The sequence below is a fragment of the Acidisphaera sp. L21 genome (assembly GCF_009765685.1).
Taxonomy (GTDB): Bacteria; Pseudomonadota; Alphaproteobacteria; order Acetobacterales; family Acetobacteraceae; genus LMUY01.
The window spans coordinates 24,817-39,279 of the sequence record NZ_LMUY01000022.1; the positions used below are offsets into that span (position 1 = coordinate 24,817).

The following is a 14,463-nucleotide window of genomic DNA, read 5'->3' on the forward strand; positions in this document are numbered from 1 at the left end:
ATGGCAGGTCACACCGAAACCGATTTTGAACGCGCCATTGAGCATGGCCTCATCACGCTTGATCGCTACCAAAGGCGTGAGTCGTCTGACTTCGACAGCACGGTTGCGCTGTTCCCCGATGATGTCGTCGGTTTCCTTCGCGAAAGTCAACCCACGCGTTGGGGGCAACTCGAGACGATGCTGAAGGACAGCACCGTCGGCACTGTCATCGACTGCCTAGCCAAGGAGTTGGCGAGCAAAGGCGCGTTGGGCGTACTGCGTCACGGCTTCAAGTGCTACGGTAAGGAACTGCGCCTTGCCTACTTCCAGCCAAACTCGGGCATGAACCCGGACAGCGCCGCGCGCTACGCCGCCAACCGGTTGACCATCACGCGCCAGCTCTCCTTTGCCTCGACCGTGCTCAAACGCCCGGACGGGACGCCGCGCACCTGCGTCATCGACGTGGTGCTGAGCGTGAATGGCCTGCCCATTGTCACGGCGGAGCTAAAGAACCCGCTAACAGGTCAGCGCGCGGAGCATGCCTGCAAGCAGTATATTCAGGACCGGGACGGGCGGGACCCGCTGTTCCGCTTCAAGGAGCGCGCGCTGGTCCACTTCGCCGCTGATCCGGATGAAGTATGGATGACGACGGAGCTGAAGGGCGCCGACACTAGCTTCCTTCCGTTCAATCGCGGCCACGCGTTTGGCGCTGGCAACCCACCAGTCGAGGACAACTGGAAGACGCACTATCTCTGGGACGAGGTACTGTGCGCCGACAGCCTGCTCGACATTCTGCAGCGCTTCATGCACCTCGACAGCAGCGAGCGCATGGTGAACACGCCTACGGGCAAACGCCGCGTACGCCGCGAGGCGATGATCTTCCCGCGCTATCATCAGCTCGATTCGGTGCGAAAGCTTGTCGCGCACGCTCGGGCACATGGCGCGGGGCGCAATTACCTGATCCAGCATTCAGCTGGCTCGGGCAAATCAAACAGCATCGCATGGCTTGCGCACCGATTGGCGAGTCTGCACGACACCGCTGATGCCAAGGTGTTCCACTCGGTGGTGATAATCACGGATCGGCGTGTGCTGGACGACCAATTGCAGAACACCGTCTACCAGTTCGAACACAAGACTGGCGTTGTAGAAAAGATTGACGAGAACACACAGCAGCTAGCCAAGGCGCTGGCCGGCGGCACGCCAATCGTCATCTCGACCATTCAGAAATTTCCATTCATCAGCCAAGCTATCCGTACACTGGAGAAGAAAGGGGAGGGCATAGCCCTGAGCACCGCTGGTAGGCGTTTTGCCGTGATCGTGGATGAGGCGCATAGCTCGCAGTCAGGCGAGACAGTCACGGCGCTCAAGGGCATCCTGAACAAAGATGCCATCGCTGATGCCATTGCGGCCCAGCTTGGTGAAGACGAGGACGGCGATCTTTCCATGGAGACGCGAGCCTCCATTTTAAAGGAGGCGCTGCAACGCCCGCGCCAGCCTAATCTCAGCTTCTTCGCGTTTACGGCTACGCCCAAGTTCAAGACTAAGGCGGTGTTCGACGAGCCGGGATCTTCAGGTGCCGCGCCGTTCCACGAGTACACGATGCGGCAGGCCATCGAGGAAGGTTTCATCTTCGACGTGCTGCAGAATTACACCACCTACAAGCGCTTCTTCGGGCTGGTGAAGCAGATCGTCGACGATCCCGACGTGCCTAAGAAGGCGGCGGCGAAAGCGCTGACGCAGTTCTTCGAGTTGCACCCTGTCAATATTGAGCAAGTTGTGCAGGTCATTGTCGAGCATTTCCGGTTGAAGGTGATGCACGAACTCGGCGGGCGAGCCAAGGCGATGGTCGTCACCGGCTCGCGTTTGTCCGCCGTGAAGTACAAGCAGGCGTTTGACCTCTATATCAAGGACAAGGGTTACACGGGCATCCGCGCCGTGGTCGCCTTCTCCGGCGCTGTCGAGGACCCAGACCAACCAGAGACGACGTTTACCGAGGTGATCATGAACAACGGTTTGCCTGAGCGCGAGCTGGCCGAGCGCTTTGCGGAGGACGAGTACCGCGTTCTCATCGTCGCCGAAAAATATCAGACGGGCTTCGACCAGCCGCTTTTGCAAACCATGTACGTGGTCAAGAAGCTGGCTGGCGTACAGGCCGTACAAACGCTTTCGCGCCTCAACCGCATGGCCTCTGGCAAAACAAGAACCTTTGTCCTGGACTTCCGCAACGAAGAAGAAGACATCTTTAAGGCGTTCAAACCCTACTACACAACTACTCCCATGGGCGAGAACGCTGACCCGCAAAAGCTCAATGAATTGCACCACAAGTTGCTACAGCCCGCGATCTTCACGCCGCAGGATGTTAGCGACTTTGCCGCCGTCTGGTTCAAAGCACGGCGTGACCCGACCGGGCAGGATCACAAGCAGATGAACGCGGTCGTTGACCGTTGCATCACGCGTTTCAGTGAACGCGAGGAGGCGGAACAGGAGGAGTTTCGCGGGCACTTAACCGCCTTCCGCAATCTCTATGGATTCCTGTCGCAAATACTTCCATATTTCGACGAGGAGCTTGAACGGCTTTATGCGTTCGTACGAAACTTCTCCGCTAAGCTGCCGCCGCCGGGCAACGGTGCCAAGGTCACGCTCGATGATGATGTCGCCCTGAAGTTCTTCCGGCTTCAACAGGTGAGTGAGGGTACGATCGACTTGTCGCAGGGTGCGGCCGATCCGCTCAAGGGACCGTCCGATATCGGCACTGGGCAGCGGAAGGACATACACGTCCCGCTTTCTACGCTTGTGGATCAGCTCAACGAGCGGTTCGGGACTGACTTCACGGAGGCCGATCAGCTCTTCTTTGACCAGGTGCGTGCAGCGGCTGAGCGCAACGAGAGAATTGTGGAGGCGGCGAAGGCGAACAGTGAGGCTAACTTCTCTGCTTTCTTCGGGCGCGTGCTTGACGACCTATTTATCCAGCGCATGGAGGGCAACGACGAAATTTTCAATCGAGTGATGAAGGACGAGCAGTTCCGCAACATTGCTCAACAGCACCTGGCGCGCGAGGTCTATGAACGAATACGAGATAGCCAGAAGGTCGATGAATAGGGTGTATCACTCTGTTAAACGACACTTTCAAAGTGTGACAATCGGGGTTGCTCCGCATTGCTTGCTTCCTTGAGCGTGTCTGCCACGCCATCGCTATATGCCTCTTCGACAACTTTGGGCGGAATAGCCTTCAGAGCTTCTAGCTCGCCGGTCATCCAACTCTCCCTTTGCCTGGTCTCGCGTTGTCTAAATGACCGACCCGGGCCGATGCCTAGCTGCCGCCCCTGTTCAACTGTTTACTATTGATAACAGATTGTCTCGGGATATCCTGACCGGTCCAGTCTTCTATATCACCCATGATAACGTCCTTTATCATGGGTGACATGTGTGATACGATGCAGGAATGAACGACCAGGTTCCGACCCTCATTCCACCCGGCGCGCTGACCCCGCTGCCCGATGGCAAGCTGATCCCGGCGCTGATCGCCGAAGCCGGCGAGCACGCCGCTTGGCGTTATGTCGACTTCTTCACCGCCAACATCCGCAACCCGAACACCCGCCGTGCCTATGCGCGGGCCTGCACCCGGTTTTTCGCCTGGTGCGACGAGCGCGGCCTGATGCTGACCGCCATCCGGTCCTATGACGTCGCCACTTATATAGAAGCGCTGCAGCAGGCCCATTCAGCGCCCGGCGTGAAGCAGCAGCTCGCCGCCGTGCGCATGCTGTTCGACTGGCTGATCACTGGCCAGGTCGTGCCGTTCAACCCGGCCGCGGCCGTGCGCGGGCCGAAGCATGTGGTGAAGACCGGTGTGACGCCAGTGCTGGAGCCCGCCGAGTGGCGCAAGCTGCTAGATTCCATCCCGACCGAGACCCTGCGCGATCTGCGGGACCGGGCGCTGATTGCCACCCTCACCTATTCATTCGCTCGCATCGGCGCGGCGCTGAAGATGAAGGTCGAGGACCTCCGGCCGCGCGGTGCTGGCTGGACGATCCGGCTGCATGAGAAAGGCGGCAAGGAGCATGCGATGCCGTGCCATCACTCGCTTGCCGAGGCGCTGCATGCCTATATCGCGGCGGCCGGCATCGCTGAGGACCGCAAAGGCTGGCTGTTCCGGACCGCCAAGGGGCATGTCGCGACGGTCTTGGCCGAGAGGCCGATGGATCAGGCGGATGCCTGGCGGATGATCCGGCGGAGGGCGCTTGCTGCCGGCATCATGGCGCCGATCGGAAATCATAGTTTTCGGGCGACCGGGATCACGTCGTATCTTTCTAATGGCGGAACGCTGGAGCATGCCCAGGAGATGGCGGCGCATGAGAGCCCGCGTACGACTAAACTTTATGACCGGACAAAAGAACGACTCACGCAAGACGAGGTGGAGAGGATAAGACTCTGAGAGCCTGTGCCGACGTTCGCAGGTGCGCAGTCTGGTCGCATCGGATGCCTAGCAAATGGGAACAAGCGTAGCTCAAGGGGCAGCATTTTCTCTGGTCCTGTTGTGGTCTTGGGCAGCGGATGCCCAATCAACTTGCACTGCGCTTGGAAGCAATGATCCTTCTTCCACAGAGTTGAAAGCTGTCCAAATCCCCGGTCTGCGCCCCGAAACACAAAAACGGAGCGAGTACGATTCCCAGGTGCGCCACGCCTTCTGGAGGGCTGAACGGGCCATTCGAGCAAGTCAGAACTTTCCCGGTCCCGCCTGCGGCCGTGAGACTGTCCAGAGGGAGTTACAAGAGGCAAAGCTTGAGCTACAGCAGGTGCCGCCAGACCCGTTGGATGCTGCTTCCCGCAACAATCAAAAGGATCAGTGGGAACAGCTGAAAAGTGCCGCCAAGCAGATTCTTATGAACATGCTTCAAGGTAAGCCGCCTGTGACAGTCGATCAGGGCATCAAGTTGTTCGGAGAGCTGACCGCATCGACCGTCGGGGGAGAAGGCACCGATCTATCGAAAGCTTTTCTTCTAGCCGCGATAGACGGCGAGGCGGCGCGGGACGCAATGGTGCCGGATTGGGCCATTGACACCGAGAGACAGGAATACGAACGCATCGTCGAAATCCGACACAGAAAATATGAGGAAACCGCAGCCTATGCAGCTGTTGTCGCGCAATGGAGCCGGGATCGTAACGAACGCGCGAGGCTCTTACAAGGAATGACGGTCTTCGAACAGAGCCTCACAACGTTTATGTCATCTACGGCATCGCCTTTACGCCAAGATGTAGCGCCACCACCAATCCCGTACCGTATCGACATCCAACAAACTCCCCTGCCAACCGGGCCTTCTCTCGCCTCTCCTCCGCAAAAGCCCGCGACACAAGGGCCGGTTGAACTTAACCTTCCTCCCTGAGTGGGTCAGCTCCTAGAAGGAACCCGATGAGACCGAATTCATGTAATCGACTGCAAGCGGCCACATGTCTGGCGTTAGCAACTATACTGCTGACCAGCGTAGCTGTTCCAGCCTACGCATGGCGGGTCGGCCCATACCCGGGCTGTCCTGACACGATGGCCCAAAAGCTAATATCGTGGAGAGATTATATGTCGACGCCGATGCCTGGCTCGAAAGTCGTGAACAGTAGGATTTCAATACAGTTCGATCAAGCCAAAAAGATAAATGATAGAGCCGCCCTGCCAGGAATTGACCCTGCTGCATGTTATTTCGGTTCTTATACTGTAGGTATGCAGGGTATGAAGGATGGATTTCACTTTGATCTGATCTGGCCACCTGGACATCCAATGGCACGGGCGCAGGCAAATGTGATGCGCGACTTTCAGGAGGACCTGAGGCGCAGGCAGGAAGCCGCATTCGCGCCTGGAGACCCACGATCTGGAACAGTGAACATCAGGGGACTAGTGTTAAAATATAACGAGGCGGGAGAGGTTTTTAATCTTAAAGGCCAGGTTGTTGGACGGCTCGTTTGCTATTCCGATAATGAATGCCAAAAATATGCTTATTAGATTACTGCATTAAATGGCCAGTATAGGAAACATAACGTCCTTTATGTTACACTAAGAATCGTGTCGGGACCAGACTGACCTGGCGGTCGCTTACTCTGTGACAACAGATTTTATCAATAGTAAACTCCAAACCATGGCCAAGCCGTCCGCCGACCACCTTCCGGCCGAGATCACGCCTGGCGCCCGGCTCCTGACCGCGGCCGAGTTCCACCGGCTCGCCGACGTGCCGCCCGAGGTGGAGTGGTTCGCCAACCTCAGCAACCCGAGCACCCGGCGCGCCTACGAACACGCCGTCAGCGATTTCATGCGCTTCGTCGGCATCGGCCGGCCGGAGGAGTTCCGCACCGTCACGCGTGCCCACATCATCGCCTGGCGCGACACCCTGATGCAGCGCGGGCTTGGCGGCAGCACGATCCGGCATCGGCTGGCCTCGCTCGCCTCGCTGTTCCAGCATTTGTGCGACCGCAACGCCGTCACCCACAATCCGGTCAAAGGCGTGCAGCGGCCGAAGACCGAGAGCGGCGAAGGCAAGACACCGGCGCTGGGCGACCACCAGGCCCGCAAGCTGCTGGAGGCACCTGAGATGGACACCGTCAAGAGCAAGCACGACCGCGCTATCCTGTCGACGCTGCTGTTCCACGCGCTGCGCCGCGAGGAGCTGTGCAAACTGAAGGTCCGCGACGCCCGGCACGCGCGTAAGGGCGTGCCGCATCTGAAGGTCTCCGGGAAAGGCGGCAAAACGCGCTACGTGCCGCTACATCCTGGCACCAACGCGCTGATCCACGACTACCTGGAGGCGGCCGGTCACGGCACCGACGAGGCCGGTGCGCTGTTCCGGCCGGTCCGGAACAATCGCACCGGTCGGCTCGAGCGAGCGATCACCGCGGACGGCGTGTATAAGCTGGTGCGGGCCTACTCGGCGGGGCTCGGCTTCGAAATGGGCGCCCATGCGCTCAGAGCGACGGCCGCGACCAACGCGCTCGACCATCAGGCCGACATCGCCAAGGTGCAGGAGTGGCTCGGGCACGCCAACATCGCCACTACCCGCATCTACGATCACCAACGAACACGGCCGGAGGATAGCCCAACCTTTAAAGTGGCATATTAGAGTCGTTGGGCCATCGTTCCTTTAAACCTGGCTTGCCCATCTCGAACTCGAACGCCGCGGTGAAGATGCCCCTAACTGGTATGACTGAGTTACAAGCGTTCGGATGGTTTACGTCGATCTCATCTTTGTATCTGCCGAGCGGCTTAAAAACTTCGCGGCTGCAAAATTCTTTCTTCAGTCTTGTTTCCGCTTTCCAGCGTACTTGCCGATATATGGGCAGATGATGACCGATAAGACCACTAGGAGCGCCGTTCGGCCGCTCACCAGCATCAACCGGGGTACGGGCACCCCGTACGTTCGGCCGACCGTAGTGACCGAAGAGATCGAAATGACGCTTGCGCTTCCGCTTGCGGAAGCCTTCAGGCTGGCGTCGTCGGGCTGTTTGCGCCCGCAGACGCTTGTCTATCTCATGCGCAACTTCCGGCCGAACAGGAGGAGCCAGGCATATGACGCCTTGCTTGTCGCCTTCTACTCTCGCCTGGAGCGATCCGGAGACAAGCTCGTGTCCGCATTGACCGAGACGCAGCGGGAGTGGGTGCAAGGTGAGGTCGCGACGAAGGTCGACGAGTGGTTCCGCGACGATCGGATGGACGTCTTCGAGTTCAGCTTCAAGACAGGTGCCGAGCGGCTCTTCTTCACCGCGATCAGCAAGGTGCGCCGCCGTACGGCCGGCGAGGTGGCGCAGGAAGATCTGGTCGGTCTCGAAGGCGGACTGACGGGCGAGGAAGCGGCCGATGTCCTTGGGTTGCGGCATGCAGGGTCGCCCCGGCCATTGGCAGAAGTCCGGGCAGAGCTTTCAGAGATCCAAGACAAGCTGACCGAAAAGGAACGGCTTGCCGTCATCTACGTCGAGCAGATGGGCATGATCGAGGAAGAGGCCGGGAAGCTGATCGGCTGCTCCGCGCGCAACGTCCGTTACTTGAATGCAAACGCGCGGGCGAAGGCCCGCGGAGAAGAAAGGTACGCGCGCCGTGGCGCGCGTGGAAAGGTGGAACAATGAGTGGCACCCTCCCGCCCCCCCTCGTCTTGGACGAGATCCTTGCCAGCGTCCATGAGGAGCTGGAAACCGGAGCGAGCGGCGCGCGCGTCCGGCAGATCGCGGACGCAAATCCCGGCGTGCGTGACGATATCCTCGCCTTCGCCGCTGAGTGGTCCGCCTCCCTTGGAAGCGATCTGGCCGACGACGAGCTCGAAGTCACCCGGACAGCGCGCGAGCACCACCTAATACTGGAGCGCTTCTGGGCAGCGGCGGCCTCGCAGGACGCGAAGCCCTTCGACGGGCTCCCTGTGGGGCGGTTGGGCGACATCGCCGCCAGGTGCAGGATCGACACCGACATCTTGCGCCAGATCGTTCGCGGCAAGGTCGACGAGATGTCGATCCCTGCAAAGCTCGTTGGGTGGCTCAGTGCGGAGCTGGACATCCCCCAACAAGCAGTTTGGGCGTCGCTCGCTTCGGCCGAAAAAGCCGCCTATGCGGATTTCTTCGCCCCTGGCGGGTTGAAGCAAGCAAGGAAGATGCGCTTTGCTGACGTCGTTAGGGAGTCGGCCCTAGACGATGTCGACAAGCGATTCTGGCTGGAACCGCTAGAGCCGTAAATGGACCAGTTCGCCATCATCCGATCGAGGGCGCGGAAGCTCCGCGCAGCGGCCGGCATACCGGATAGCGCGATTGGCGCCGAAGCGGCATGGACGGCGGCCGCCTGGCGGTCGCTGACGGTAAAGCTGAAGGCGCCCGACCACCCCGACCTCGAAGGTGGACACGGGCAGCTCGATCGCGGGTTCGCGACGATACTTATCCGGGACGATTTGCCGGACGAGGGGTTCGCCGAGGTTCTAGCGCACGAGATTGGACACTACGAGATCCACGATGGGCCATCTCCCGGGTACCATCCCCGCTCCGGGAAAAACGGAGGCGATCCGATGCAGCGGATCGAAACCTATGGGATCAAGGAGCGGCGCGAGGCGCAAGCAAACGCTTTCGCACGGGAGTTCCTGCTCCCGAGGCCGCTCGCGAAGAGGCTGTTCGTGGAAGGCGGGACCGCGTCGGGAATCTCGGCCGCCTTGCGGCTGCGCTACGAGACCGTCATCCAGCAGCTCGCAGACGGCTTACTGCTCCCGGATCTGCCCTCCGTCATGTTGGAGAGCAGGCGCCCCGATGCCGCATGCGACGTGTCGCAGTCGAGGGCGGTCGCCCACCGGGGCGGCCCTTTCCTATTGCGAGCAGGGCCCGGAACCGGGAAGACCAAGACCCTCACGGCCCGGATCGCCTCCCTGCTCGACGAGGGCGTGCCGGGCAGCGGGATCCTTGCCCTGACCTTTTCCAACAAGGCGGCGCGGGAGCTGGCTGAGCGTTTGCAGGGTGCCGCCGGCCTCAAGGCCGTCAACGTCTGGACGGGCACGTTCCACGCGTTCGGCCTCGACACGATCCGGCGGCACCATGCCCTATTCGGAGTGTCCGACGACCCGCCCGTTGTCGACCCTAGCGAAGCTGTCGCGATGCTGGAGGAGGCGCTGCCGGCGCTGGATGTCTCGCACTACCTGAACTTGATGGAACCGGCGCTGGCGCTGCGCGACATCCTGCGGGCGATCGCCAGGGCGAAGGACGAGCTCTGCTCCTGGGAAGGTTACGAACGGCTTGCCGAGGCGATGCGCCGCACGGCACTGACTGACGACGACCGCCTCGCAGCCGGGAAGGCGCGGGAGGTCGCGCTCGTCTACAAGCACTACCAGCAGACGCTGGCGGCTGGCAGGGCTGTCGACTACGGCGACCTAGTCATGCGGCCCGCTCTCCTCATGCGCTCGGACGCGGATTTTCGCGACGCGATCAGGAAGAGGTTCACGCACGTCCACGTTGACGAATACCAGGATGTCAATCGGGCGAGCGCAAAGCTCGTGCAGGAGATCGTCGGGGAGGGACGGAACCTCTGGGTCGTCGGCGACGCCCGCCAGTCGATCTACCGCTTCCGCGGCGCGTCGGCGGCGAACGTCGCTCGCTTTGAGGCCGACTATCCCTCAGGCAGGCGGGATGGCCTGGAAAAGAACTACCGCTCCAGCCAGGAGATCGTGGACCTCTACACGAGGTTCGGCGGCACCATGAAGGTAAGTGCTTACGCCGGGGATGCCGCGCTGAGCGCTGCCAACGGGCTGAGCGGGCGAGCCCCCGCGATGTGCGTTGCACCAGACGGCGCCGGTGAAATGGACCAGCTGGCCGGTTCCATCCGCGACCTGCAGTCGACAGGCGTCGAACTGGCGGACCAGACGGTGCTTGCCCGGAGCAACGGTGCCTTGGCGAAGATCGCGGACGAGCTCAATGCGCGCGGCATACCCGTCCTCTACTTGGGCCCTCTGTTCGAACGGCCCGAGGTCAAGGACTTGCTGTGCGTCCTCTCCCTGGTCGCCGACGATGTCGGTCCCGGCCTCCTTCGCGCGGCCTCGTTGCCCGAATACGGCGTGCCTTTGGAGGACGCGCTCGCGGTCATACAAGCCGGGAAAGCGACCGAGCAGCGGGTGTTTGACCTGCTGTGTAGGCTCGAAGGCGTGAGCGGGCTTTCCACGGCCGGTCGCGAGGGACTTGCCCTCCTCGCCCGCCACCTGCAAGGGATGACGCGCGGAACAACGCCGTGGCTCGCCCTCGGCCGCTACCTCTTCGACGCCAGCGGTTATTTCCGGACCGTGCTCTCTGGCCAGTCGCCTTCCGCCACCATGCGGCGCGTCGCCGTCCGCCAACTGATCGAGGCGCTGCGCCAGATGCCGCTTTCCGGCAAGGGAAGCCCGATCCGGCGGGCGCTCGACCGAGTGCGCCACATGATCCTGCTCGCCGATGAACGCGACCTCCGCCAGCTCCCTGCCGAGCTCGAAGGCCTCGACGGCGTCCGGCTCATGACCGTCCATGCCTCGAAAGGCCTGGAGTTTGACGCTGTGCACATGCCCGGGCTGTTCGCAGGGGCAATACCTGCGGCAAACCGCCCCCCGGCTTGTCCGGCGCCCGCCGGGATGATTGAGGGCGAGGAATCGGACGCGCACGAGGCCGAGGAGGAATGCATCCTCTTCGTCGCGATGTCCCGGGCACGGTCGCACCTTCGCCTCTACCGCCCGGCTACCCGCAACGGGCGGAACGCCGGCCCCTCGAAGTTCCTCGAACGCGTGCCCGCCGCGCCGGGAAGAAGCCTGCGTGGTTTGCCGCGCCTCACGCCTGTGGCGGCGTTCCCGGCAATCACGTCTCCAGGCGCGCCCGACGGACTGAGCGCCTCCGACATCGAGGGCTACTCCCGTTGCCCGAGGCGCTTCTTCTACTCCCGCGTGCTCGGCCTGGCGGCCCGGACTCGGGCGGGAGCCTACCTCGACGCGCACGGCTGCTTGCAGCAGGTGCTTGCCTATGTCCGTGGCCTCGCGGAAGGCAAGGCATACGACGAGGCGCGCGCCCAGGTGATCTTCGACGAAGCGTGGGCACGGACCGAGCTCGACCAGCATCCCTTCGGCGGCGCCTACCGCAACCTGACGCTTGGCATGCTCGGCCGCCTCCACCGCTCCGCAGCCGGCGATCGCCTCCCCGGAGGCTTTCTGTCGACCCGGGTAGCGAACGAAGCTATCGCGATTCCCGTCGACCGCGTCGGGGCAGAGAATGCAACGGTGGTCCTGAAGACGATTCGGTCGGGCCGCCTGTCGAAATCGGACCCTGACCGCCTGTCGGCTACCCTGATGTTGAAGGCGACCCGGGAGGCGTTCGGCGCAAGCGCCCGCGTCGAGAACCACTACCTCCAAGACGGCGGCGTCGCACGCATCGACCAGACCGCGGCTAAGTTCGGGAAGCGCGTCGGCGATTGCGAGCAGGCGGTCGCCGACATCCGAGCCGGCCGCTTCGAGCCGATCAAGAGCGACTTCGGCTGCCCGCGCTGCCCGTTCCTCTTCGTGTGCGCGGTTCCGGGCGAGCCATCCGCCACCTGACCCCGCTCTTCTAGGGCTTGTAAATTCCGCCCCCTGCCTGTTTCCGCTTCCGGCCTTGGCTACCGATCAGGTTTCTCAGGACGGCGAGGTGCCGTCTCCCATGAGGAACCGAACCTATGCCCACCATTGTCTTCGTCACAGTCGAGACCGAGCCGCTGGCGCGCTTCGATCTCGGCGAAGCCGCCGTCGTCGCCGACCTCCTCCGCGTCCTTGAAGGTCGCGGTATCGACGTTGCCGAGCTCCTGGTCTTCAAGGAGGACCACCGCGAGCCGCTGGAGCGCCATCATCCCCTCCACGGCCACGACCGCCCGGTCTTCCACGCCCACAGGGCGCGCGAAATCGAGGTGGAGGTCCACTACAACGCCGCCACTTTCCACCACCGCTTCCCGCCGTCCGCCACGGTCGCGACGGTGACACGCTGGGCCGTCGAGGAGGCGCGCCTCGGTCCGGAGGAGGCAGGGGAGCACGTGCTCCAGGTCAGTGGCACCCGCGACAAGCCCAGCCTCGATAAGCACCTGGGCTCGCTGGCCCACGGAGGCCGCAAGGCAAGCTTCGACTTGGTCCGCAAGCAACTGGTGCAGGGCTGATGGACGCCTTTGCCGGCGCAGCCGAAAGGGCGTTCCTGGCGCACGTGGAACGCCCCGATTTCCAGCTAGCTACCCTCGCGGGCCGCTGGCGGGTCTTACGGGTCCAATGGCCCGCGGCGGACATCGCGGTGAGGGCAAGGAACGGGACCGAATGGGCTTTCCGTTTCCTGCTCGACGGCTATCCGGCTCAGCTGCCGAACGCACAACCCTGCGACGCGAAAACGGGCCAAGCACTCCCGCCGTCCGGGTGGCCAAAGGGCACCGGGCGCGTCGCGACGGCTTTCAACCCGAATTGGAACCCGAACGCCCTCTACCTGCCCTGCGATCGCCTCGCCCTGCCCGGGCATACCTACTGGACCAACACCCATCCCGAGCTTCTCTGGAGGCCGGCGGTTGGGATCATCCACTACCTGGAGATCATCCATGAGCTTCTCTCTTCAAGCTCTTATCTCCCGCCTCTGCGGTCGGCGGCCTGACCTTGCGATCTCGCCAACCTTGTGGGGCAACCTGCTTCAGGGATTGCGGGACCGCGGCCGCTATCAGCGAGAGAGCGGCGCCTTCCTCCTTGGCCCCGCTGACGGACCGAGGCGGGTGACGTCTGTCGTCTTCTACGACGAGATTGATCCCGCCGCTTTCGATACGGGCATCATCGTGATCGACGGGGGCTGCATGGCCGACCTTTGGCGCCTGTGCCGCGAACGGGGCGAGACTGTCGTCGCCGATGTCCATACCCATGGAGGTGCCGCAGGTCAGAGCGAGTCCGATCGCAAGCACCCGATGATCGCTGAGCCTGGCCATATCTCGATGATCCTGCCGAACTTTGCAGCGGCGCCAGTCCGGCTTCGAAAGGTGGGACTCTATCGGTATCTCGGGCGGTTCAAATGGGATCGGCTTCAATCGTCGCTCCTGCGGCCGACATTGAGCATCTCGGGAGGTTGAAATGAACGACCCAATCGAGGAGCTCAACCGCTCCGCAAAGCTATTCGTCGATAGCGGCGCCGCCGCGACGGTCGAAGACGCCATGGAACGGCTTCAGGCGTTCCGGCTGCACATCGTGGTCGGGGAGCGGGCGTCCCAAAGCCCGACCCATCAAGCAGCGCTGTTCACCGCGCTGAACTGCGGGCGAAGAACGTTTCTTGGCGGCGTCACAGTATCCGGCGCTCTTGGCGCACGGCTCGCCGTGTCCGTCATGCCGACGGGATCGCTCGCGGACGCGGTCGTGCATTTTAGGGGGCAAATCGTGGAAGAGGCGCCCCCCGGCGTCCCGGTCATCGCCATCGGCACGACGTTCGATGCCGGAGCATCGTTCGCGGTGAGGGCGACGTTCGACGGCTGGCGCGGTGGCGTCGTGCCAGGCTTGGCCGAACCGCTATGCGAAGCGTCCGAGTTCGCGCTGTCAGGCGTGCTGGCGGGCGCGCTAGGGGTGGCCGAAGCCTTCGCGCACCTGAACGGGGAAGCCATGGCGGGCAGCCGTTCGGTCGGCATGTCTCTATGGGATCTCGCGCCTGGGGATTGGCGGTCGCAGGAAGCAGACGGGCCGCCGCCCGAGGTCCTGCCCGCCGACTTCTGGCTGATTGGGCTGGGGCACCTCGGACAAGCATTCCTGTGGGCGATCGGCCTCCTGCCCTACCCTGACCCCAGCGCGGTGCGGGTGTTCCTGCAGGATGTCGACACGGTCGGCGTTTCGACCGAGAGCACCTCCGTGCTCTCAACGGTGTATCACCGGGGCGAGATGAAGACCCGCGTTTGCGGCGAGTGGGCGAGCGCGCGGGGCTTTGAGGTCCGGATGGTCGAGCGGCGCTTCGGCGCGGACCTAAGGGTCGCCCCCGACGAGCCGGCGCTGGCGCTGTGCGGCG

Annotated in this window: 13 protein-coding genes; 12 read left to right on the forward strand and 1 reads right to left on the reverse strand. The window is 62.5% G+C overall.

The genetic code is table 11. From position 1 onward, the window contains the following. Positions 1-3,078 (forward strand): type I restriction endonuclease subunit R, encoded by a 3,078-nt coding sequence (locus GSQ76_RS06170; protein ID WP_158743038.1) that lies wholly within the window; start codon positions 1-3, stop codon positions 3,076-3,078. Positions 3,079-3,092: 14 nt separating this feature from the next. On the opposite strand, the gene GSQ76_RS06175 is transcribed toward GSQ76_RS06170, so the two are convergent. After that, positions 3,093-3,233: a hypothetical protein gene (locus GSQ76_RS06175; protein ID WP_158743039.1), complete on the reverse strand. Its 141-nt coding sequence runs from the start codon at positions 3,231-3,233 to the stop codon at positions 3,093-3,095. A 188-nt stretch (positions 3,234-3,421) separates the two neighbouring features. Between GSQ76_RS06175 and GSQ76_RS06180 the strand changes: the two genes are divergently transcribed. The 11 genes from GSQ76_RS06180 to GSQ76_RS06230 form a co-directional block, all read left to right on the forward strand. Next, a complete protein-coding gene (locus GSQ76_RS06180; protein ID WP_158743040.1) occupies positions 3,422-4,411 on the forward strand; it encodes a tyrosine-type recombinase/integrase in 990 nt (329 codons plus the stop codon). 55 nt (positions 4,412-4,466) lie between these two features. Further along, positions 4,467-5,360 carry a hypothetical protein gene (locus tag GSQ76_RS06185; RefSeq protein ID WP_158743041.1) on the forward strand — a complete coding sequence of 298 codons (894 nt, stop codon included), beginning with the start codon at positions 4,467-4,469 and terminating at the stop codon, positions 5,358-5,360. Positions 5,361-5,548: 188 nt separating this feature from the next. Further along, a complete protein-coding gene (locus GSQ76_RS06190) occupies positions 5,549-5,968 on the forward strand; it encodes a hypothetical protein (RefSeq protein WP_158743042.1) in 420 nt (139 codons plus the stop codon). Positions 5,969-6,101: 133 nt separating this feature from the next. Next, on the forward strand, positions 6,102-7,076 hold the full coding sequence (locus tag GSQ76_RS06195; RefSeq protein ID WP_158743043.1) for a tyrosine-type recombinase/integrase: 975 nt from the start codon (positions 6,102-6,104) through the stop codon (positions 7,074-7,076). 103 nt (positions 7,077-7,179) lie between these two features. Next, complete coding sequence (locus GSQ76_RS06200; RefSeq protein WP_158743044.1) at positions 7,180-8,076, forward strand: hypothetical protein; 897 nt, start codon at positions 7,180-7,182, stop codon at positions 8,074-8,076. Beyond that, on the forward strand, positions 8,073-8,672 hold the full coding sequence (locus tag GSQ76_RS06205; RefSeq protein WP_158743045.1) for a hypothetical protein: 600 nt from the start codon (positions 8,073-8,075) through the stop codon (positions 8,670-8,672). Before GSQ76_RS06200 ends, GSQ76_RS06205 begins: the two co-directional genes overlap by 4 nt. After that, complete coding sequence (locus GSQ76_RS06210; protein WP_158743046.1) at positions 8,673-12,020, forward strand: ATP-dependent helicase; 3,348 nt, start codon at positions 8,673-8,675, stop codon at positions 12,018-12,020. Positions 12,021-12,136: 116 nt separating this feature from the next. Then, complete coding sequence (locus GSQ76_RS06215) at positions 12,137-12,607, forward strand: hypothetical protein (RefSeq protein WP_158743047.1); 471 nt, start codon at positions 12,137-12,139, stop codon at positions 12,605-12,607. Beyond that, the gene (locus tag GSQ76_RS06220; RefSeq protein ID WP_158743048.1) at positions 12,607-13,083 is read left to right on the forward strand and encodes a hypothetical protein; all 477 of its coding nucleotides are present in this window, start codon (positions 12,607-12,609) and stop codon (positions 13,081-13,083) included. The genes GSQ76_RS06215 and GSQ76_RS06220 overlap by 1 nt, the downstream gene beginning before the upstream one ends. Beyond that, positions 13,031-13,546: a Mov34/MPN/PAD-1 family protein gene (locus GSQ76_RS06225; protein WP_158743049.1), complete on the forward strand. Its 516-nt coding sequence runs from the start codon at positions 13,031-13,033 to the stop codon at positions 13,544-13,546. Before GSQ76_RS06220 ends, GSQ76_RS06225 begins: the two co-directional genes overlap by 53 nt. Before the next feature lies 1 nt (position 13,547). Further along, positions 13,548-14,463 (forward strand): thiamine biosynthesis protein ThiF (locus GSQ76_RS06230; RefSeq protein WP_158743050.1); only part of this gene is annotated, 916 nt, incomplete at its 3' end.

Bases quoted from the DNA above. Each gene is read 5' to 3' on its own strand.
- GSQ76_RS06180 (WP_158743040.1), top strand. From the start codon at position 3,422: ATGAACGACCAGGTTCCGACCCTCATTCCACCCGGCGCGCTGACCCCG.
- GSQ76_RS06170 (WP_158743038.1), top strand. From the start codon at position 1: ATGGCAGGTCACACCGAAACCGATTTTGAACGCGCCATTGAGCATGGC.
- GSQ76_RS06210 (WP_158743046.1), top strand. From the start codon at position 8,673: ATGGACCAGTTCGCCATCATCCGATCGAGGGCGCGGAAGCTCCGCGCA.
- GSQ76_RS06225 (WP_158743049.1), top strand. From the start codon at position 13,031: ATGAGCTTCTCTCTTCAAGCTCTTATCTCCCGCCTCTGCGGTCGGCGG.
- GSQ76_RS06220 (WP_158743048.1), top strand. From the start codon at position 12,607: ATGGACGCCTTTGCCGGCGCAGCCGAAAGGGCGTTCCTGGCGCACGTG.
- GSQ76_RS06185 (WP_158743041.1), top strand. From the start codon at position 4,467: ATGGGAACAAGCGTAGCTCAAGGGGCAGCATTTTCTCTGGTCCTGTTG.
- GSQ76_RS06205 (WP_158743045.1), top strand. From the start codon at position 8,073: ATGAGTGGCACCCTCCCGCCCCCCCTCGTCTTGGACGAGATCCTTGCC.
- GSQ76_RS06215 (WP_158743047.1), top strand. From the start codon at position 12,137: ATGCCCACCATTGTCTTCGTCACAGTCGAGACCGAGCCGCTGGCGCGC.
- GSQ76_RS06195 (WP_158743043.1), top strand. From the start codon at position 6,102: ATGGCCAAGCCGTCCGCCGACCACCTTCCGGCCGAGATCACGCCTGGC.
- GSQ76_RS06190 (WP_158743042.1), top strand. From the start codon at position 5,549: ATGTCGACGCCGATGCCTGGCTCGAAAGTCGTGAACAGTAGGATTTCA.
- GSQ76_RS06175 (WP_158743039.1), bottom strand. From the start codon at position 3,233: ATGACCGGCGAGCTAGAAGCTCTGAAGGCTATTCCGCCCAAAGTTGTC.
- GSQ76_RS06200 (WP_158743044.1), top strand. From the start codon at position 7,180: ATGGTTTACGTCGATCTCATCTTTGTATCTGCCGAGCGGCTTAAAAAC.